Raw genomic sequence first — 18,035 nt, forward strand, 5'->3', positions numbered from 1 at the left:
TGCTGTGCGCGGCCGAGCTGATTTCGGATTTCGTATGGGCGTAATGCATTCATCTGAATGCGCAAAGAGCATCAGACTTACTGTTGCCCGCTCGACGCTGGCACAGTGGGTCGGTGCGTGCGGCGCGCAACTGCAGCCGATGGTAAAGGCGCTGGATGACGAACTGCGTCGCCACGTGGTGCTGCACGCCCACGAGACGCCGATGCTCAAGCCCAAGCATCTTGGCGACGGCAAGGCGTACCCAACGTGATCCGCCGTCTGGCGGCGACCCAGCCCATGCTCGACAAAATCGTCGGCCACCAACGCCACATCGCTCAGGCCTACGGCATATCGATGGAGCATGCGCGCTGGCTGTTGACCACCGTGGCGTTCCACTGCCTTGCCGTGGCCGACACGGTGTACTCGGTCGCCGAACGGGAACCCGTCGTGGATGCAGACCGTGCGACGGAGGAAGCCGAGATGGAGGCCGAACTCAACAGGGCATGCACGCACTCATTGTTGGCATGCTGGCCTTGATGGATGCTGATGGCCTTTCAGGAGATAGTTGATCGTCGTTCTCGTTTGTGGGGGTTGAATGGAAATCCAGGGATGCCGTAATTGAGGAGCCTGGACGGCGTATCGTTCAGGAACAAACACGCACGGGCGGCCAGGCCCTGCCGTGGCTCGACATGACGGCCTTCCTGCGCGGGGCCATCGACCTTGCGCTAGACAACCATGCCAATGCGCCACGCAGCAATACGCAATGGGTGTTCTTCGACCGTGGCCTGATCGACGCGGCGGCAGCACCCCAGGCACTGGACGGCACTACTATTCTGGACACGATTGCCCAGTCGCATCGCTACCACTCGCGCATCTTTCTGGCCCCGCCGTGGCCTGAAATCTATGTGCAGGACGAAGAACGCCGTCACAGCATGGATGAAGCGCGGGCTGAATTCGAGCGGCTTCAGCGCACCTATCCAGCGCTGGGCTATGCGGTATCGCGGTTGCCCAAGATCAGAGTGGCGCAACGCGCTGACTTTGTGCTGGACACCTTGGCTAGCCGCTAACCTACCAAGGCGAACTCTACCGTATCTCACCGCCACGTAGGACTCCATGCTCAAATCTCTTGCGTAACTCTGAGATAAGGATTGTTGGGTGGTACTGCATCGAACAACCAATTCGCATCGATCAGCAAATACCCATGCAGCTTCCGGGACTTGCGCGGCCCGGTGACTTCACAGATCCAGATGTTCAAGCCGCTGTCGTGCTTTCGATGCAACCCCAGTTTCTCAAAGCGCTTCTGCACCCACTGCCAATCCGGCATCTTGTCCTGCCGTGCCAGCGTGCCGACATGAGGGTGCTCCTGGACGTAGCGCTGGAACACACCTGGGCTGACCAAGTAGGCCGTGTCATTCACGGAATGCACGAGCGCTTTTGCGTCGTTGATGATGAGCCGGCGCGAAGCAATTCCCTGTTTCAGCCACATCATGAAATGTTCGCCTGACGGGGGCGCTGCTGTTAGGGGTGGTTTAGCAGTAGATGGTGGTGGCGAAGGAAGCACTGCGGCAGTCGCTGGCATAGGAGTGCTGGGGTCTGCGGGGTAGCTTCTCTGTGCGACCGGCTCCACATCCTGCTCGGCACCAGGCGAGCCGCTCGTGCTCACCATTGCCAGCATGTCCTCCATGACATCGGACACGGGCTGGGCCTTAGGCGGTGAGGCGGTGACGGTACTACTGCCTTCCCAAGATGGAAGTTTCTGACCGTTCGGGGCTGCCTTCGCCATGGCCGCAGGCGGCATTTTCGGCGCCTCGGCGTCGTTTTCGGCGACTGCCGCGTCGATCGCTACCGTGCCTGCAAAAGGCGTCGGTCGCTCGCCAGATTCCCAGATCAGCGCAGGAGCGAGGCGCAACAGGGTGAACGAGTGGGACCAGCCGGTGGAACTGGTTATGGTCGCGCGCCAAATAGCCTTGCCGTCGGGCGCCGGCTGCAACATGCCGTGATCCTGGAGGACGTTGAACACCGCGGTGTTGTTCGCAGGGATGCCATCGACGCCTTGGGACAGCAGGTGCGCACGCAGTTTGTCCGAGACCGTTTTGCTCACCAGCCACAGGGCATCGTCGGTGAGCCAGCCATCGGAGGCTTCCGGCTGGTTCAGTTTCAACTGTTCCTTGAGCAGGTAGCGCAACCCGTCGAGCAGCTTGCGCTGCAGCGCGTGCTTGGGCGCAGCCATGGCGCGGGCCGGATCGCCGCCCAGCTCCTGGGCCACCGAGGCCCGGTCTGCCTGCACGACAAGTTCGCCCAGTACGCCGGCGTGCTCGTACTGCCCGGCCAGGACGTAGAGCAGTGGTGCCCACAGGGACGGATAGCCGCTGAGCCAGTCCAGGGCCTCACGGTCGAGCAGTTGGTGGTAGAGCAAACCTGTCGCGGCGCTGTGCAGGCGGTACTCGCGATCGTCGCGGTAGCGGAATCGGTATGGCTGGCGCAGCGGGCCGTGCCAAGGGTGCCAGATGCTGCCGTCGGCCAGCTCGACGTGCAGATCGACGGCGATCTTGCCGATGTCGTGCAGCAGCGCGGCGTAGGCGACGGCGGCGGTCCAGGCTTCGGACTGTGCCGCTTGGTCTTCGGGGCTGGCGCCGATGGGCAGCAGATGGGACTGCCGCAGTTTCAGACTGTAGGCGACGATTTCGAGGCCGTGGTCGAGCATGCCGCCCAGATAGGCATGGTGATGCGCCTCGGAGGCCGGGAAGGCCTGGACCAGCTCGGCGTAGCGTTCCAGGGGCGCTCGGTACAGCGTGGCGAATTGCCTGCGCGACAGCGAGGTGCGCTGCCAAATGTGCTCCAGCAGCTTCTGCCGGCGCGGGGTGGCCAGCAGCGATGCGGCCGACTCGGGCCGCATCAACCCTTTCGGGAGGACGGTGGCGGGTGCTGGCGGTGGCGCGCCGGCGACCGGGGGCCGTTTTCGCTGGAACAGGGAGAGCATGCGGGTGTCCTGTGGCGGGCCGACCGGGAGGCCTTTTTGCCTTTTCGAGGTAGGGCCTTTCCCCTTGCACCCCATTCCCTTGCCGTTTCGGCCCTTTGGCCTTTAACCGTTTCGGTATAGCGGGGCCTGGGTTGCGGTTCCAGCGTCAATGTGGAACCCGCACGAATGGATTGCGCGGCGACCAGCCGCTGGCCTCGGCCTATGCTGCGGAGACGCTGTTTTCGCCAGGTAGGTTGCTCTCTAGGCGTCAAAGTTGACAAATGCGACAAAGGCGACTAGAGTAAGTCCTGTCTCAAACCTACCTGGGAGATGACCATGCCCACCGCCATTGAATTCATTGCCGACCGTCTGCCGCGTGTCACCGTGGAGGATGTGCGCCGCTTCGCGGATACCGTCGAAATCCGGGATGCGCCGGCTTTCGCGGCCGAGTTGCAGGCGTTCATTCACGAGCGCGTGGAGGCGGTAAAGCTGCCAGCCAACCTCGAAGGTGAAACGGTGGAGCACGCGTTGAAGCGTAAGACGGCTGCGCTGCGCGCTGAGACGCGCTGGGCGCCGACTGAAACCGACGTCCAGCGAGGCCGCGCCGTGCTGCTGGAAACCTTCAACCAGCCGCACAACCTGCCGCCCGCGGAGTACGCCAAGCTGGCGGACAAGTCGCGCCAGCAGATCTACAAGGACATCCTCGCCCGTCGGCTGCTGGCGCTGAACGTGGGGCCGCGAGGCCAGAAACTGCCCGACTGGCAGCTCGACCCGGTGAAGCAGCAGTTGACCCAAACCGTGCTTCAGGAGGTCGAGGGCATCGACCCTTGGACGATCTACCGCGCACTGTCCGAACCGCTCGAAGGTTTGGGCGGCCGCTCGCCAGTGGATGCGGTGACGCATGGCACGATCGACGACGTGGCCGAGGCCGTGTTCAACGTGCTGGGCGTTCAGGTGCATTGAAGCGAGATCGCCATGAGCCACGAGCTGCCTTCGTTCCTGATCGATGCCGGTGAGCTGCTCCAGCATGTGAGCCGCGTCGTCTATCGGGGCAGCCCGCTGTACTATGGCCGCAGCAGCACCAATCGCTACGATGACCCGGCCCAGGCCTACGGGGTGCTCTACCTGGGGCGCGACCTGCCCACGGCGCTGATGGAGTCGGTGTTTCATAAGCACCAGTGGCTTGCGGACACGAAGCGCTCGATCGCGCTGAAAGAAGTCCAGAGCCGGATGGTGCGCGCAGTGGGCGTGATGGACGACGTGCTTCTGGCCGACCTCACGGCGCCGGGCGTCATGGCGGGCTACTTCGGCCTGAACCTGGAGCAGTTGGCCAGCCGCGACTACACGCACACGCAGCAGGTGTCGGCCCAGGTGCATGCGATGCTTGGAGATGACGGCCAGGTGCTGTTCGACGGGGTGCTCTATCCGTCGCGCAACAACTATCCCGCCAAGAGCATCGCGCTGTTCGAGCGTGCCAGCGCGAAGGTCAGTGTCATCGAGGACATCGATCTCGTTGACCATGTGGACTGGCCGCGTTTCGTTGCTACATACCGCATCGGCGTGGAGCCCGACCCTGGCCCGTTGGAACCGGATGACGAAGCGTCCTGAAGCAGCAAGAGAACACATTGAAGCCCTAAACAGAATGAAATGGACCAAACTGAAATAGGCATCCCTCAGCAGTAGGAGACGACCATGAACACCACGACTCGCACCAGCACCGCAGAACGCCTCGGCCGCGCCTTTGGCCGCGGATGGCGTGCCTACGCGCGCTGTGAACGGCGGGCGTCGAACTGGTTGGTTTCCAAGGGCATGCCGACGGCTGGAGCCACCGCGCTCGTGTGGATGGTTAAGCTGGCTGCGCTCGGGGTGCTGCTGTACACCACCTTCTGGCTGGCCCTGGTGATGGTGTGCGTCATGGTGGTTGCCTGGATGGCCCGCAACACCGACTTGGGCGAGGAGTTGCCCGAGCCAGAGTGGCGAAACGGACCAGCAGGATTCGGCCTATACACCTACGACGGTTTCCGCATTGATCCTCATGTCGAGGACGACTAGCAGCGATCACTTCTTCGACACTGCATTGATCGCAATGCTTCCTCCCCTTCCGCCAGCAGCCTTGGCATCTCCGGTGGCTCCTGCGAGGCCTTGCAACACGTTGCCGGCACGAACGCCCGCCCAAGCCAAGGCCATGATCCAGAACGTAGGCAGTACGATGAACATCGTGCCCGTGACAAACATCAGGAGCATGTCTCCGAAGGCGTTGTTCAGCCCCACCAGCGGGTCGAAGTTGGTGTGCGGCCGATTCCAGCCGAACCCCCAGCCATAGAGCGCATCCAGGATCGTCGAATCGATCCAGCGCGCAAGCTGAAACCAGAAGTCCGTGAAGAAGAGCGCGAACTGCACGACGCTGACGGTAACGACCGTCTTCAGATCGTAGGTGCCTACGACCAGCACAAGCGGGATGCAGATGACCAGCGCCATCTTGAGCAAGGCGAGGACCATGGGCAGAGACTGTCTCACGACGTCCATGGCGGGAAACGCGGCAATCGCGCCGACGGCCATCCCAACGTCTCCCGTGGCCCGCGTCACGATGTTCGGCAAGGTCTTGTCGATCTGGCCGCCATAGTCCGTATAGACGCTACCCTGGTTCAATTTCTGTTGCCGCGGTGACGCGATGGCGCGGATCACCGAGTCGTCCACCTCGGCCCTGCTCAGGAACCCGGCCCAGCCTGCCAGGCGATTCAACAGGTTCGGGTCCACCTGTCCCAGCAGGCGTGCCCGCAGGCCATTTCCGCCATCGGCCCACCACTGCCTGCAGGTCGGGTAGCCGCCACCGCTGCCCACCTGTGCAAGCCCCGCATCGCGGGTGCTGTCGTAGGGCCAGTCGTCGCGCGGCGTGCTTGAGCGGTAGGTGTCGTAGTAGCCGCCCGTGCCCGTGAAAAACCTCGACCCTATCCAGGTCACGTCGTGCATCTGCTGCTCATCAAGCTGAGGGCGCTGCATGAACAATTTGGCCCGCGCAGGCCCATAGCAATCCCGCGAGAAATCCGCTACTTCCTGAGCCAGTACCGGGTCGTCAATGCGGGTCGCGTCGATCTCCATGCGCATCTGCCGCAGGTCCGTGCCGCATGGGATCGCCGCCACCGAGGCGCTCGTGACGGCGCGCGAGAGCGCGTGCATGAAAGCCCACCAGACCGGCACCTTCGCCGACTGGTTGTTGATGGTGCTGAAGGACTGCGACCAGCCGGTATCCGTGGGCTGCGGCACGCTGACCTGGCACTGGGCCGAGCGCGAGCTGTCGTACTGGATGGTGTTGAGGTCCACGTCGATGAACGGGATGCCAGCGAACATCACCACCACGATGGCGACGAAGACCCGGTTCTCGATGCGCGCAGCCGAGAGCACGCCCTTGTTGCCTTCGTCGGCACCTTCCGCACGGGCCTTCAACCACTCCTGCACGATGATGGCGACGAACGGCAGCGCGAATACTCCGCTCGACACCAGCACCGCCCAGATGCCGTTGTTGACGATCCAGGACACCAGCGTCAGGTAGTACTCCAGGTAGTCGGTCGTAAAAAGCGTCATGGCGCGGCTCCCTCTTCAGCTCTGCATCAGCAGGCTGGCTTCCAGCGCCACGATGGCGACGACGCCGGCGATCTCGCTGCGCACCAGGCGTCGCCGCGCTTGCGCGTCTTCCTCGCGGGCCAGCAGCCGGCGGCGCATCCAGACCCAGCCATAGACCGTCGCGCCGTACAGGCACAGCCGCCACACCAGGAAGTAGCCCGCGCTGGCAGCCAGCCACCGCTCCCAGCCGGCAACGCTGCCGACGAGGTAGATGCCGACGAGATTGGCGCCCACGGCCGCGGCGATGATGACCACCGCCAGGAGCAGCGCCTTTGCCGCGCGCCGGCTGAAAAGCCAGCGCGGGCGCAGCCAGGCCGCGTTCATGGCGTGCCTCCCGGGTTGCCCCGCTGCAACCGATCGAGGCGGTCGGGCACCGGGTCGCCTTCGTAGATGCCGCGCGAGCCGGCCGCGCGCGTCCCGTGGCGCTGGATGATGGCCATGGGCGAGTTGTTCGCCAGTTCGCGCCGCAGTTCAAGTTCGGTCTTGAGGTTGCGGATCTCCTGATCGAGCGTGTCGCTCTCGTGGTTCACGGCCTCGACCGCCAACTGGTTGGCCGCCACGTTGGGTTCCTTCTTGCCGGTCAGCAGGGTCCTCTGGAGCAGCAATGCCTTCTCCAGCACGGACGACAACGCGACCTCGGACGCGAGACGTCGCGCCAGCAGGTCTTGGTCTGGCTCGTCGCGCAGCGCCTCGATGACGCCGCGTGTAATGGGCAGCGAGGTGCTGCCGGCTGCATGCAGGTTCTCGAACGTCGTGTTGCGCGTCCCAGAGACCAGTTCCTGCAAGGCCTCCAGCTTGGTCTCGTACTCCTCCTGGATCAGCGGCGTCAGCCCGACGCCAGGCACGGTCTCGGTCTTGGTGCAGGAATCACACGTGCGCTGTACCTGTTCCCCGAGAACCCGCGTCGCCCATTCGGTCGCCTGCTGCGGCGACGTCCAGGTCTGGCAGGACAGGCTCGCGCAACTGGCGGGCGCGATGGAGGACGTGTCAGTCACGCTGCGCCCGTTGACCAGGTTGTAGCCCGCCCGCGTCACGTCACCGACCACCCGGATGGCCGACTGGCCCGCGCCGCCGGCATTGCTGCCGCCCACCCAGGGCACGCCGTCGTTGCCGCGGCGCGTCTCGGCCTGCTCGATCGCCGATACGGCATCCGTGCTCGACACCGCATCGCGCAGCGCCATGCCTTCCGCCATCTGGCTCCATCCGAGCTGGCCGCCCGCCGTCTCGGCCATCTTCTCGGCCATCGCGCGACACGTCAGCTTGGAGCGGTCGAAATCCAGCCTCGCCTGCAGCACACCATTGGTCAGCAGGTTGTACAGCCCCGGATCGGCACGCTGGATGATCAGCGCCGGCAGCGATGCCACGGCACTGGTCGCGCTCTGGATCACGTTGCTCATGATCTGCTGGAACCCATTCGTGATCCCATTGAGCTGATTGCGCAGCGTGGTCTGGATGCTCATGTCGCCGCAGATGAGGTTGCTGTTCCAACCCAGGCCGACCCCGATCGAACGCATGCCAGCGGCGCGGCCCATGGACACCGCACTGCCACCGCCGATCGAGTACATGACCTCATCGCCGATGACGGGGCCGCTGGTCTGGAAGCCGGCCTGCGCCCACGCGAGGCCACAGACCAGGGCGAGCGCGCCGGCTAGCGCCGTGGGGCGCAGCGGGCGGCGAACCTTGGCGGATGGGTTCATCAGTTCAGGACGCTTCATCGCCGTACCCTCAATAGAAATCGACGCTGCCGAGGAACACCTGGCCCCGGCGTTCGCAGCACGCATAGGGCCGCCACAACGCCCAGGCGTAGTCGCCTTGTTGGGCCTGTGTCAGGAAGCCGTTGCGCGGGAAGACCGTGCAGGACGAGGACAGGACGGGCGTGAGTTCCTGCCACTTGCCGGTCGAGGCATCGCCCTCCATCAGCGCGCCGGCCGGCCAGTAGCCATCGCGGGAGTTGGCGAGCAGCGGCTGATAGACGTGGATCTGCCCGCGGCGCGTGACCACATCGCCGGCCCGTTGGGCCACCACGGCACCGGCCTTGTGGTCGTCCGTCTGGTGCAGGAAGCCGCCGCGCGGATAGACGTTGCCCCAGAGGTTCAGGGTCGAGCGCGCGCCGACCTCGCGCATGCCCGGGATCAATGCCTCCGGGTACACCATCTCCGGTACGTTGTAGCGCCAGGCCGGCGTGTCCAGCGTACTGAGCAGGTACGGCATGAAGGCCGTGCCTGCGCCCTCGCAGAAATAGCCCGAGGACGAGACGAACTGGTTGAACACCTCGACGCCGGGGTGGCCGATGACGTCCGCGTTCTTGAACTTCGCGAGATTGTTTTCGTGATCTTCATTGGTGGTGCCGTCCCCGCCGGCCTGGGCCGAAGGGTTGGGCGTGCTCATGGCGCGCACTTCGACCCAGGGGTTCTCGCCGGTGTTCGAGTAGGACGAAACCACCGCATCGGGGATGTAGTGCCTGACCTTGACGGACGTGCGCACCGTGCAGCCGGTCCAGGTGCAGTAGAGCCAGTAGCAGATACCCACCACCCGGTACTCCAGGCAATCGGGCGAAGCCACTGAACCCACGATGGTCGCCGTGTTCAGGGCGTAGCTGCCCGTGGCGCTGAGCAGCAGCACGGAGGTGACGGCAGCCCGCATGCGGCGCAGAAGGTCGAATGAGCGGATCACGGTTCGGCCCTCCGGTGCTGTTCGATGCGCGCGATGGCGCGGGCCACGTCAGGCTCGCCATAGACCACGTAGCGCTGATCCACCACGACAGCCGGAATGGTGGTGATGCCCAGGCTCCATGCGTCGGCAACGCCCTGGTATGCGGTGGCGATGCGACGCTGGAGGTCAGCGCCCCCCTGGCTCAGCCGGCGCTTCACGATGGCTGTTGCCTGTCCGGGATCGGCGGGCAGCGCCGCAGAAAGCTCCGCTTCGATCCGGGGCGCTTCATCCAGCTCGATCAGCTGCTCGCCACCCATGGTCCTGACCGGGTGACGGCTGTCGGTGATGACCACCACATCGGCGGCGAAGCTGGCCGGGCTGAACACGGCCAGGGAAGCCGGCAGCGCAACGGCCAGGCCAAGGGTTCGCCAGCCCGATGCGAACCTGGATGAAGATGCTGGCATGTCGAGCGCCCCCAAGAGTTGTCAAGGGCCATAGTCAAACGCCGAACGCCATGCGGCCCCAACAAACAATGCGCATCGCGGACTGCCCGCATACCTGCTTGTCTTGCGCCAATGAAAAGCGGAGGCCGAAGCCTCCGCGTGGATCAAGGAGCCGGTGCCATTGCTACAGCAGGCCGGATTCCGCAAAGGAGAACGGGGCACCCTGGCCGACGATGATGTGGTCCAGTACCCGCACATCGATGAGCGCCAGCGCGGCTTGCAGTTGCTGGGTCAGCATGCGATCCGCGCTGGACGGCTCGGAGACGCCCGAAGGATGCTGGTGGGCGAAGACCACCGCGGCGGCATTCAACTCCAGCACACGCTGCACGACGACACGCGGATAGACCGAAGTCGCGTTGATCGTGCCCCTGAACAGCGGCTCGTAGGCCAGCACCTGGTGCAGGCTGTCCAGGAACACAGCGGCGAATATCTCATTGGGCTCAGCGACCAGTTTCAGACGCAGGTAGTCCCGTACAGCGGCCGGTTGGCTGAGGCACGGTCCAGCTTTGAAGACCCGTCTCTCCAGCAGCACGATGGCTTGCTGGATGATCCAGTCCTCGTGTTGGGCAGCGATGGCGGAAAGCGACTCCAGGCAGGAGTCATTGACGGCGAAAGACATGGCGAACCTCCAGACGGTGAGATCGGAGGGCACTCGCCCTGGGAGGGCAAGCCCTCCTGGGGAACGAACAAGGTGCATCCATCACCGCGGCAGCGGTGATCGTTCGCGGCCAGGATGCGAGGCGAACGGGGTTGTGGTCAGCGCAGCGGACTGCGCCGTAGCCTTGAAGACCGGGGCTACCTGGGCATGTCGCCGACGACGTCGGCAGGCATTTCCGATGTGGGTGTGGCGGCGGGATCGCCGGCCGCGAGCATGTCCATGGCCGACAGCAAGGCATCGCCCTCGATCGGGCCCTGCAGCAGGATCGCCTTGCCGGTTTCGCGATCGTGCAGCCGCAGCGACGGCGTGGCGGTCACGCCGCTGTTCGTGGCTTCCGCAGTTTGGGTACGAATCGCCGCGTCGGGCCGCTCGCTCGCAATGCACTGTTCGATGGCTGGCGTCAGGGCGGGGTGGCGCAGGTCTTCGGGCAAGCCCTGGCCGTCGCTGTGTGTGTGGACATAGACCCACTCGACAGCCTGCCAGAAGGCGGGATGGCCGCCGGCTTCGCCCGCGCATTCCACCAAGCGCGCTTCGGCGGACGCGGCCGGCTCATGCGCGGCCAACGGCAGGTGGTGCCATTGCAAGGCCACGTCCGCATTGCCGGCTACCCAACGCTTGAGGACAGGGAAATAGGACCGGCAGAACGGGCATTCGAGGTCCGCGTAGAGCGTCAGCGTGAAACGACCTGCCGGGTTGCCCATCTGCCAAGGAGGCCCGGCCACCTGCGTCTCGCTGACAGGCGCCGAGGTTTGGGGCGTGGACTCGCCTGGCGAACGGGACACGAGCCAGATCAGCAGCAGCGCAACCAGCACTGCGCCTAACGCCCATGGCCAGCGGGCCCGCCAGCGCCGACGGCGGAACGCCTGGACCTGCATCGGAATGGATGAGCGTTTCTGTTCCATGGCGTTCTCCGGTGCACGGCAGATTCAGGGCCGTGCCAGGGCCGGCGACTCGATGCCGCGTGCCCGGTCGATCTTCTCGGCCACCTTGAAGGCGGCATCCAACTCGCTGACGCCGTGCTGCTGCATGAGCTGGTAGCGCTCGGCCTTCTCTTCGGGTTCGGTCTGCGCGAGCGCGAGATACAGGCTCGGCGGCACGGCGCGGAAGAGCACCTCCATGCTCTTGGAGAGGATGACGCCCTCGGTGAACTTGCCCGCTTCCTTGCGTGCCGAAAGCATCAGCGCCTTCTGCGCCGGCGAGAGTTCGCGGAATCGTGCGATCTTCTCCACCTCGTCCGGCGGCATCGACAGGCAGATCCACCACTCGATCATGTTGAGCATGGGCTCTGCGGCGCGCGGCAGATCGTCGATGTTTTGCGTCGCCAGCCAGAACCAGGCGCCCAACTTGCGCCACATTTTTGTAATTTTCACGACATACGGCGCGAGCAGCGGGTTCTTCGTGATGATGTGGCCTTCGTCGGTCACGTTGATGATCGGGCGGCCGAGATACTGGTCACGCTCCGCGATGTTGTTCACCGTGCTGATGAGGCTGATGTACGCGATCGAGAGCTGCGCGTTGTAGCCCTCACGGGCATAGGTCGCGAGATCCACCAGCGTGATGTCGGCCTCGGGCCACGGCGTGCCGTCGCGGTCGAACATCTCGCCGTCCGTGCCTTGGCAGAACATGTCCATCGCGTCCGCCATCTCCAGCAGCCGCACGCGCCGCATCTCGGGCAACGTCGGGTCCTGGCCGCGGGTGCGCAGCGCATTGCGCACGTCGCGCGTGAGCACCGTGCGCTTCTCGGCCACGCAGTGCTCGGCGGCGTCGAGGATGCACTGGCGGATCAGCGAGCGGTCGGCGCGCGTCATCCTGGCTTCCTCCTTGTCCTCGCCGCCAGTGATCATCAGCCGCGCCGTGATCTCCAGTTCGCCCAGCACGTCGCGCTGTTCGTCCGCCTCCATGGCTGAGGCATCGGGTGGCAGGTCTTCGTCCAGCGCATCGGCATCGAGCGTTTGCACATCGCTGGGCGTTTCGATCAGCCGGCGCGCGTCGGCGAACGGCGCTAGGCTGATGCCCGATCCGGGGGCCAGCTTGACCCGATTCACGGTCAGGCCCAGGCGCCTGGCGAAGTCGCTGAACAAGCCGAAGCTATTGCCGGCTTCCACGATGAAGAGGCGCGGCCGATAAATGGCCGTGACCTGGTTCAGCAGATTGTTGAGCGTGGCCGATTTGCCGGAACCCGTCGGGCCGAACAGGAACAGGTGGGCGTTCATCTGCCGGTCCAGGCGATTGAGCGGATCGAAGGTGATCGGCCCGCCGCCGCGGTTGAACATCGTGATGCCTGGATGCCCCGTACCCTGGGCACGGCCCCACACCGGCGACAGGTTTGCCGCGTGCTGGGCGAACATCAGTTGCGTGTACCACCGGCGCCGATCCTTGCCGGGGTTGTAGCAGCACGGCAGCCAGCGCAGGTAGCTGTTGAGCGGCGCCACCTCATCATCCTCTCGCACCGGCTGCAAACCAGCGTTGAGCATCACGTTCGCCAGGTCCAGGCCGCGCCGATCCAGTTCCGCCTCGTCGCGCCCGCGCAGGTAGAACGCCAGCGTGCCCCGGTAGAGCTTGTGCGCGCTGCCGATCAGCGAGCGGGCTTCATGCACGTCCTTGAGCGTCTGCTCCGACGCCAGCGTCTCGCCCACGGCCTTCTTCGCCAGGTGGTTCAGATCCGATTCCAGGACATCCTGGGGCGTGGCAACCATCGTGAGACAAAGCAAGGTGTCTTCCGGCATCTGGTCGAACAGCGTGTTGATCGCATCGCCCTTGCGGGTCTCGCCGGTTAGATGTCCCGTGCCGGGCGGCATGCGCAGCCGGTCGGTGATCAGCACACGGTGCGGCATGCCGTCGAAGTGCCAGGTGCCGTGCTCCGCGTCCGAACGTGGCTGGCTGAAGAAAAGCCGCTGGCTGAAATCCCGTCCGCTCGCCAGCTCGATCTCACCGTCTTCTGTCTCGTCGGGGTAGCGTGCCAGCGCATAGAAGCGTTCGCGATCCTCGACCCCAGGGCCGAGCAGCGTGGGACGCGGGTTAAACCACCGCAGTAGCCAGTCATGGACGTCGGCCGCGACCATGCGCCGGGCCTGGATGCCGGCGTTCGCCAGCCCGCCACACAGGCGATCACAGACGATGTTCAGCATCTGCTCGGGCGTCTGGCCGCGGCGGCTCGCCTGCCCGGTGGCCCGGCGATAGACGACCATGCGCACGCGCCGCGTCTGGCCGCGCCAACGCAGCCGCGTGACCACCGTGTCCTCGAACAGCCCGCCCGGCTTCGCTACCGCGCGCAGGTGGTGTCCGAAGAAGCGAAGGTAGAACTCGGTGAAAGCCGTATTGCGGGCGCGCGGCTGCACGTAGTCGCGCAGGGTCTGCATGTACTGGTCGAAGCTGGGTTCGTCCTGGGCGTAGAGCTGGAGTACCCAGGGGTTCTCGTCCAGTTCATCGAACGAGTCCTGGAGCGCGTTCTCCAAGGCGTCGCGGGCATGCGCGAGCCAGCCGGGTTCCCGGCCCTCGGTGCCCAGCGGCACCAGCTCGTAGAATGCCGCGACCGATTGCCCGTCTTCCAGCAGCATGGACTTCGAATCGGGCAGGAACTCCACCCAGGGCAGGAATTCCGCGAACGACGGCGCGACGTCGTACAGCGCCTGCTCGTCGGCCACGGTCGCCGGCCTGCGGCCATGGACCGCCGTGCCGGGTTCTGGGATGCCGGCCTGGCGCAAGGCCTCGACGTGGCGTTGCCAGCCCTCCGGCCGCTCGTCATCGCCTGCGCCGGATGCGGCCAGCTTCGGCGCGGCCGACTTGTGCCAGGGGAGTTTCCAGCGCATCAGTAGTCCTCCACGCGCTCGCCCGGCATGGCGTACTGCACGCGCTGGTACAAGGGAAAAACCGTCGTATAGCCCGGCACGGGCACCGGGTCCGTGCCTGCCAGGTGCGGGTACACGTACATCACCAGGTCGGGATTCGGCAGGCGCTGGAACTGGCGATAGACCTCGTTGCGCGCTGTGCGCGTGTAGCGCATCTGCTCGGCGGGCGCGGCCTGTACATCCATCTCGGTCAGCGGCCGGCGCAGGCTCTGGCGCGCGTCGAGCAATTGCCTGCGTGCCACCTGGCCGGCGCCACCGCCGCCGTCACCGGCGTTCTGCTGCCAGATGTCCATCATCGTGCTGTCGCCGTGGGGCAGCAGCTTTTCCTTGCTGGTGGCGCAGCCGCCGAGCACCGCGACGGCAAGGGCCAGCGCCAGGCCCTTATTCAAGTTCGAGAGCATGGCTTTCTCCTGCACGGTGATCGACCTTGCGACCTTCGGGATCGAAATCGATGGCGAGCGGCTTTTCGAGGTGGACGGCGACCTTTGCGCCGGGTTGGACATAGACGGCGGCGAAGGCCTGGCCGTACAACTTGTTCACCCAATCGGCCATGTCCCGAACGCCGCCGGCCAGGATGCGGCCCACGGCTTCGTTGCCCGAGATGCCGACGCTTCCGATGGAGCCATCGGCGCCCACGTAGGACATCTGACCGCTGTCGCTGTCGATGAGCGAGGCGACGCCGGCACCCGCCGCGGTGATCAGCGCCTGTGAGCCGAGGTACTGCTGGGCGTTGCTGCGCCGCTCTCCGCTGACGCAAGGAATGCCATACGGGTCGCTGATCCAGCCCAGGCCCCCACTTTGAGAGTTCTGCTGCTGGTTGTTCTGCTGGTTGCCGTCGCGGTCTTCGGGAATCGTCCGAATGGTCCCGTCATGGAACACAAAGGTGATGCTGCGCACCTGGCCGCGCACGCAAGAGAGCGTCCAGTCGCCCGAGGCCGTGCCGGAAAACACGGCGCCCGCCACGTCGGGAATGTCGATACCGTTTGCCGTGAGATTGTCGGGACCGACCAGGACTTTGAACGGATACGGATCGTTGACCGTACCGTCGATCGGCACGCGGCCGATCAGCGCCGTCATTGCCACCGATCCCATCAGCGTCGAGTTGGTCGGCACCGTATAGACCGGCTTGGCGCTCTTGACGCCTGCGGCGCGGGCGCCCGCGTTCGCCACGGTTTGTGCCGTGGTTTCCAGCGTGCTCTGCGCGGGGCCGAAGCTCGTCGGAAAGCTCATGCCGCCACCCGTGCCGCGACTGCCGTTACGCCCATCAGCGGGCTTCGCGTCGTCCGGCTCGACCCAGCGCACGCCGCCTTCCATGCCTGCCTCGTCGCCGTTACGCAGCCCCAGGCCCACGGGTAGATCGGCGTGGCCGCCGCCGCGCCCGCCGATGCCTTCCAGGCGCCGCTGCAGGTCGGCGAGCAGTCCCTCGGTCTGCTGGCGTTCGCTGGCTGCCTGCTGCTGGTCGCGGCGCAGGTTGGAGCGCTCGGTCTCCAGCGCCGAATTGATGCGCTGGTCGATCGAGTTCTCGCGTTGGCGCAGGCGCTGGTTCTCTTCGCGCTGGGACTTGTTGTCGGACAGCGCCGTCTGCAGTTCGGTGCGCAACTGCTTCACTTGCGCCACGAGCGTCGCCACGGTATCGCGGGGGGTATCGCCCTCGATGCCCAGCGCCTTCATCTCCTCCGGCGTGAGCTTGGCGCCGGCATCCGCAGCGGGCGGCGCCGACGAGCCTCCACCCGAAAACAGCCGGATGGCGACGAACAGCACCAGCAGGGCCACGGGGATCATTAACCACTTCAGGAGTCCGTTACTGCGCATGGCGGGCCTCCTTGTCGTCGGTGGCCTCGGCTTCGGGCTGCGGCAGATGCACGGCTGGGTCGAAGCGGTTGATCGCCGGCAGCAGCGATTGCGCGAGGCCGTGCCCCCGCGTCACCAAGTACAGGACGGTCGTGTCCTCTGGCGTCCCGCGCGGGCCGAGTGCTTCGTGCTGGAAGGTGGCGGTGAGGAAATCGCCCTGCAACACGCGCGGGTCGAGGGTGATCCAGCCGCCGCTGCTATTGGTGAGGCGCACGGCTGTGACCCACTGGTCTTCCAGACGCCACGAGGCGAGCGCAACTGCGCGCACCGGCAGCGTCGGCGCCAGCGTGCCGAGGTCGAGATCGCGGCGCAGGTTCACCCGCATGACGCCCGGCAGCGGCTCCACGGTGCGCAGCGGTGCGTAGAGGTTCTGCGCGGCGAAGCGCGTCAGCACGACCGGAACCGGGGTTTCACGCCGCGCTGCCCGCGCGCCTGCCTGGTCCTGGGCGCGCGCCGGGGCGTCGTCTGCTCCGTCGGCTTGATCGCCATAGCGCGTCGGGGCGCTGTCGCCCTCGACGATGCGCACCGGCTCCAACTCGGCTTCGCCGACCTTGGCCGGCTCGGCCGCGATATCGAGCAGAATCAGCGCGCCCGTGTCGGCATCCTGCAATTGCAGCCGTGTGGGCTCGATCGGCTCGCTCGCGCGCAGGTACACCGCGCCGCCCGCACTCTGCACCCGCAAGCGCTCGCCGACGCCCGCGGGCACGCCCACGCGGACGTTCCGGTTGATAAACACGACGCGCTCCTGCCCGACACGCAGGGGCACGGCCAGGGGCATGCGTTCCCAGCGAAGGATCTCCACGGCCTGGGCAAAAGGAGCCGAGGCGACGGCCAGCAGCCCCAGCAGTGCGAGTACAAGGTGTTTCATGGGGTTTCTCCTTGAGGCGCTTGCGGAGACAGGCCGCCAGGTGCCGGGCGCGACGGCTCCGGTGTGCTGATGCGCTGGGGCGCACCCTCGTAGCAGTCGAGCGCCAGGCCAAACGGATTGCGAGCGGGATCGATGTCCACTCGCGTGACTTTCACGGGGTAGCGCACCAAAGCCCGCTTGACTTGTTCCGCCCCGTAGTACTCGTCTGCGGTGATGTCCAGCGTCACCACCCAGTCGCGGTCGGACACCACGCGCACGCGCGCCGTGGGGTCGTCACCGTAGCCGCGACCGGGGATTTCGTAGATGCCGCGCACGCGCTGACGCAGCTCGCCCGTGGAGCGGCGATAGTCGTAGTCCGCCCGCAGGAAGGCCTGGCAGGATGGGGTGAGGTACGGCGAGAGCGTGTGGAGATTACGCGCATAGTCCTCTTCGCCATTCGTCGGCCAGCGGTTGAGGGTCTGAAACACGTAGAACGTGAACGCATAGACCGATTCGGGCGGCACTTCCCACCACTTGCGGGTACTGCCGGAGCGCAGATCAGGCGGGACGTGGATGGTCAGGTCGCGCGGAGCGCTCCACCAGCCGCCGCCCATGACCAGGGCGACGATGACCAGCGCGCCAGCACCCAGGCGAAGCGTCTTGATGTGCGCCTGCAGATGGGTGATCTCGTTCTTGAAGCGGCTCATCGTGCCCCCCTTGCAGCAGACCTTCGGGTGGTCCAGAAGCCGGAGCGTGAGATCAGCACATGGCCGCCCACCCAGCCCGCCACCAGCGGATAGCGCGTGGCGATGCGCCACTGGAGTTGCCGATACAGCCAGGTGTCGGGACGCCCACGCTTGAGGCGACGCAGGATGCCGCCCCCGATGAACACGCCGAAGGCCACGCCCAGCACGACGAACGTGGGCGCGAGCGCGATCGTGCGGAACACCCAAGACAGCGGCGCACCGACCAGCAGGCCGGCGGCGCCGGACAGGCCGCAGCAGATCCACAGCTCGTCGGCGGTGAGGCCGCGCACGACAACGGGATGGCGGTTGAGCCGGTGCGGAAGGAACGTGACCGTCCCGTCAGCACGGACGTGCTGCTGCTCGGACATACC

20 protein-coding genes are annotated in these 18,035 nt (G+C 65.7%); 6 read left to right on the forward strand and 14 right to left on the reverse strand.

Going from position 1 to position 18,035, the window contains the following annotated elements; genetic code table 11:
* The first annotated feature begins 43 nt into the window (after positions 1 to 43).
* From NGK70_RS04875 to NGK70_RS04885, 3 genes are read left to right on the forward strand one after another with little or no spacing between them, the layout of a single operon-like run.
* The gene (locus tag NGK70_RS04875) at positions 44 to 250 is read left to right on the forward strand and encodes an IS66 family transposase (RefSeq protein WP_199917100.1); all 207 of its coding nucleotides are present in this window, start codon (positions 44 to 46) and stop codon (positions 248 to 250) included.
* Complete coding sequence (locus tag NGK70_RS04880) at positions 247 to 516, forward strand: hypothetical protein (RefSeq protein WP_003050070.1); 270 nt, start codon at positions 247 to 249, stop codon at positions 514 to 516. The genes NGK70_RS04875 and NGK70_RS04880 overlap by 4 nt, the downstream gene beginning before the upstream one ends.
* A gap of 47 nt (positions 517 to 563) precedes the next feature.
* Complete coding sequence (locus NGK70_RS04885) at positions 564 to 1,046, forward strand: AAA family ATPase (protein WP_013520789.1); 483 nt, start codon at positions 564 to 566, stop codon at positions 1,044 to 1,046.
* 50 nt (positions 1,047 to 1,096) lie between these two features.
* On the opposite strand, the gene mobH is transcribed toward NGK70_RS04885, so the two are convergent.
* A complete protein-coding gene (mobH, locus tag NGK70_RS04890; RefSeq protein ID WP_003050081.1) occupies positions 1,097 to 2,959 on the reverse strand; it encodes a MobH family relaxase in 1,863 nt (620 codons plus the stop codon).
* Between the two features lie 315 nt (positions 2,960 to 3,274).
* Here mobH and NGK70_RS04895 point away from each other — a divergent pair, with 315 nt between their 5' ends.
* The 3 genes from NGK70_RS04895 to NGK70_RS04905 all read left to right on the forward strand — a co-directional run bounded on the left by NGK70_RS04895 (position 3,275) and on the right by NGK70_RS04905 (position 4,990).
* Positions 3,275 to 3,901 (forward strand): hypothetical protein, encoded by a 627-nt coding sequence (locus NGK70_RS04895; RefSeq protein WP_003050085.1) that lies wholly within the window; start codon positions 3,275 to 3,277, stop codon positions 3,899 to 3,901.
* Positions 3,902 to 3,913: 12 nt separating this feature from the next.
* Complete coding sequence (locus NGK70_RS04900) at positions 3,914 to 4,546, forward strand: RES family NAD+ phosphorylase (RefSeq protein WP_003050087.1); 633 nt, start codon at positions 3,914 to 3,916, stop codon at positions 4,544 to 4,546.
* An 84-nt stretch (positions 4,547 to 4,630) separates the two neighbouring features.
* Positions 4,631 to 4,990 (forward strand): DUF3742 family protein, encoded by a 360-nt coding sequence (locus NGK70_RS04905; protein WP_003050090.1) that lies wholly within the window; start codon positions 4,631 to 4,633, stop codon positions 4,988 to 4,990.
* Positions 4,991 to 4,996: 6 nt separating this feature from the next.
* Here the strand turns inward: NGK70_RS04905 and NGK70_RS04910 are convergent, their stop codons facing one another.
* The 13 genes from NGK70_RS04910 to NGK70_RS04970 all read right to left on the reverse strand — a co-directional run bounded on the left by NGK70_RS04910 (position 4,997) and on the right by NGK70_RS04970 (position 18,032).
* Positions 4,997 to 6,520, reverse strand: a complete 1,524-nt coding sequence (locus tag NGK70_RS04910; RefSeq protein WP_087747801.1) for a conjugal transfer protein TraG N-terminal domain-containing protein — start codon at positions 6,518 to 6,520, stop codon at positions 4,997 to 4,999.
* A 15-nt stretch (positions 6,521 to 6,535) separates the two neighbouring features.
* The gene (locus NGK70_RS04915) at positions 6,536 to 6,883 is read right to left on the reverse strand and encodes a hypothetical protein (RefSeq protein ID WP_003050094.1); all 348 of its coding nucleotides are present in this window, start codon (positions 6,881 to 6,883) and stop codon (positions 6,536 to 6,538) included.
* Positions 6,880 to 8,274 carry an integrating conjugative element protein gene (locus NGK70_RS04920; protein ID WP_003050095.1) on the reverse strand — a complete coding sequence of 465 codons (1,395 nt, stop codon included), beginning with the start codon at positions 8,272 to 8,274 and terminating at the stop codon, positions 6,880 to 6,882. The genes NGK70_RS04915 and NGK70_RS04920 overlap by 4 nt, the downstream gene beginning before the upstream one ends.
* Before the next feature lie 10 nt (positions 8,275 to 8,284).
* Positions 8,285 to 9,232: a TIGR03756 family integrating conjugative element protein gene (locus NGK70_RS04925; protein WP_003050097.1), complete on the reverse strand. Its 948-nt coding sequence runs from the start codon at positions 9,230 to 9,232 to the stop codon at positions 8,285 to 8,287.
* On the reverse strand, positions 9,229 to 9,675 hold the full coding sequence (locus tag NGK70_RS04930; RefSeq protein ID WP_087747799.1) for a TIGR03757 family integrating conjugative element protein: 447 nt from the start codon (positions 9,673 to 9,675) through the stop codon (positions 9,229 to 9,231). The genes NGK70_RS04925 and NGK70_RS04930 overlap by 4 nt, the downstream gene beginning before the upstream one ends.
* Positions 9,676 to 9,838: 163 nt before the next feature.
* Positions 9,839 to 10,333 (reverse strand): JAB domain-containing protein, encoded by a 495-nt coding sequence (locus NGK70_RS04935; protein WP_003050103.1) that lies wholly within the window; start codon positions 10,331 to 10,333, stop codon positions 9,839 to 9,841.
* Positions 10,334 to 10,509: 176 nt separating this feature from the next.
* Positions 10,510 to 11,274 carry a DsbA family protein gene (locus NGK70_RS04940; protein WP_003050104.1) on the reverse strand — a complete coding sequence of 255 codons (765 nt, stop codon included), beginning with the start codon at positions 11,272 to 11,274 and terminating at the stop codon, positions 10,510 to 10,512.
* Positions 11,275 to 11,298: 24 nt separating this feature from the next.
* On the reverse strand, positions 11,299 to 14,181 hold the full coding sequence (locus NGK70_RS04945; protein WP_251972224.1) for a conjugative transfer ATPase: 2,883 nt from the start codon (positions 14,179 to 14,181) through the stop codon (positions 11,299 to 11,301).
* A complete protein-coding gene (locus NGK70_RS04950) occupies positions 14,181 to 14,621 on the reverse strand; it encodes a TIGR03751 family conjugal transfer lipoprotein (protein WP_003158644.1) in 441 nt (146 codons plus the stop codon). Before NGK70_RS04950 ends, NGK70_RS04945 begins: the two co-directional genes overlap by 1 nt.
* A complete protein-coding gene (locus NGK70_RS04955) occupies positions 14,602 to 16,032 on the reverse strand; it encodes a TIGR03752 family integrating conjugative element protein (RefSeq protein ID WP_247735631.1) in 1,431 nt (476 codons plus the stop codon). Before NGK70_RS04955 ends, NGK70_RS04950 begins: the two co-directional genes overlap by 20 nt.
* Positions 16,022 to 16,939 (reverse strand): TIGR03749 family integrating conjugative element protein, encoded by a 918-nt coding sequence (locus NGK70_RS04960; RefSeq protein ID WP_247735632.1) that lies wholly within the window; start codon positions 16,937 to 16,939, stop codon positions 16,022 to 16,024. Before NGK70_RS04960 ends, NGK70_RS04955 begins: the two co-directional genes overlap by 11 nt.
* Entirely contained in the window at positions 16,936 to 17,625 is a 690-nt protein-coding gene (locus NGK70_RS04965; protein ID WP_009876605.1) for a PFL_4703 family integrating conjugative element protein, read from the reverse strand. The genes NGK70_RS04960 and NGK70_RS04965 overlap by 4 nt, the downstream gene beginning before the upstream one ends.
* Entirely contained in the window at positions 17,622 to 18,032 is a 411-nt protein-coding gene (locus NGK70_RS04970) for a TIGR03750 family conjugal transfer protein (protein WP_003158639.1), read from the reverse strand. Before NGK70_RS04970 ends, NGK70_RS04965 begins: the two co-directional genes overlap by 4 nt.
* Positions 18,033 to 18,035 lie beyond the last annotated feature (3 nt).

Origin of the sequence: Sphaerotilus microaerophilus (assembly GCF_023734135.1) — a bacterium.
In the GTDB taxonomy this organism is placed as follows: domain Bacteria; phylum Pseudomonadota; class Gammaproteobacteria; order Burkholderiales; family Burkholderiaceae_C; genus Sphaerotilus; species Sphaerotilus microaerophilus.

What these genes read in the sequence shown, in the direction of transcription:
- NGK70_RS04875 (WP_199917100.1), top strand. Translation starts at nt 44, where the DNA reads ATGCATTCATCTGAATGCGCAAAGAGCATCAGACTTACTGTTGCCCGC.
- mobH (WP_003050081.1), bottom strand. Translation starts at nt 2,959, where the DNA reads ATGCTCTCCCTGTTCCAGCGAAAACGGCCCCCGGTCGCCGGCGCGCCA.
- NGK70_RS04895 (WP_003050085.1), top strand. Translation starts at nt 3,275, where the DNA reads ATGCCCACCGCCATTGAATTCATTGCCGACCGTCTGCCGCGTGTCACC.
- NGK70_RS04900 (WP_003050087.1), top strand. Translation starts at nt 3,914, where the DNA reads ATGAGCCACGAGCTGCCTTCGTTCCTGATCGATGCCGGTGAGCTGCTC.
- NGK70_RS04905 (WP_003050090.1), top strand. Translation starts at nt 4,631, where the DNA reads ATGAACACCACGACTCGCACCAGCACCGCAGAACGCCTCGGCCGCGCC.
- NGK70_RS04910 (WP_087747801.1), bottom strand. Translation starts at nt 6,520, where the DNA reads ATGACGCTTTTTACGACCGACTACCTGGAGTACTACCTGACGCTGGTG.
- NGK70_RS04915 (WP_003050094.1), bottom strand. Translation starts at nt 6,883, where the DNA reads ATGAACGCGGCCTGGCTGCGCCCGCGCTGGCTTTTCAGCCGGCGCGCG.
- NGK70_RS04920 (WP_003050095.1), bottom strand. Translation starts at nt 8,274, where the DNA reads ATGAAGCGTCCTGAACTGATGAACCCATCCGCCAAGGTTCGCCGCCCG.
- NGK70_RS04930 (WP_087747799.1), bottom strand. Translation starts at nt 9,675, where the DNA reads ATGCCAGCATCTTCATCCAGGTTCGCATCGGGCTGGCGAACCCTTGGC.
- NGK70_RS04935 (WP_003050103.1), bottom strand. Translation starts at nt 10,333, where the DNA reads ATGTCTTTCGCCGTCAATGACTCCTGCCTGGAGTCGCTTTCCGCCATC.
- NGK70_RS04940 (WP_003050104.1), bottom strand. Translation starts at nt 11,274, where the DNA reads ATGGAACAGAAACGCTCATCCATTCCGATGCAGGTCCAGGCGTTCCGC.
- NGK70_RS04945 (WP_251972224.1), bottom strand. Translation starts at nt 14,181, where the DNA reads ATGCGCTGGAAACTCCCCTGGCACAAGTCGGCCGCGCCGAAGCTGGCC.
- NGK70_RS04950 (WP_003158644.1), bottom strand. Translation starts at nt 14,621, where the DNA reads ATGCTCTCGAACTTGAATAAGGGCCTGGCGCTGGCCCTTGCCGTCGCG.
- NGK70_RS04955 (WP_247735631.1), bottom strand. Translation starts at nt 16,032, where the DNA reads ATGCGCAGTAACGGACTCCTGAAGTGGTTAATGATCCCCGTGGCCCTG.
- NGK70_RS04960 (WP_247735632.1), bottom strand. Translation starts at nt 16,939, where the DNA reads ATGAAACACCTTGTACTCGCACTGCTGGGGCTGCTGGCCGTCGCCTCG.
- NGK70_RS04965 (WP_009876605.1), bottom strand. Translation starts at nt 17,625, where the DNA reads ATGAGCCGCTTCAAGAACGAGATCACCCATCTGCAGGCGCACATCAAG.
- NGK70_RS04970 (WP_003158639.1), bottom strand. Translation starts at nt 18,032, where the DNA reads ATGTCCGAGCAGCAGCACGTCCGTGCTGACGGGACGGTCACGTTCCTT.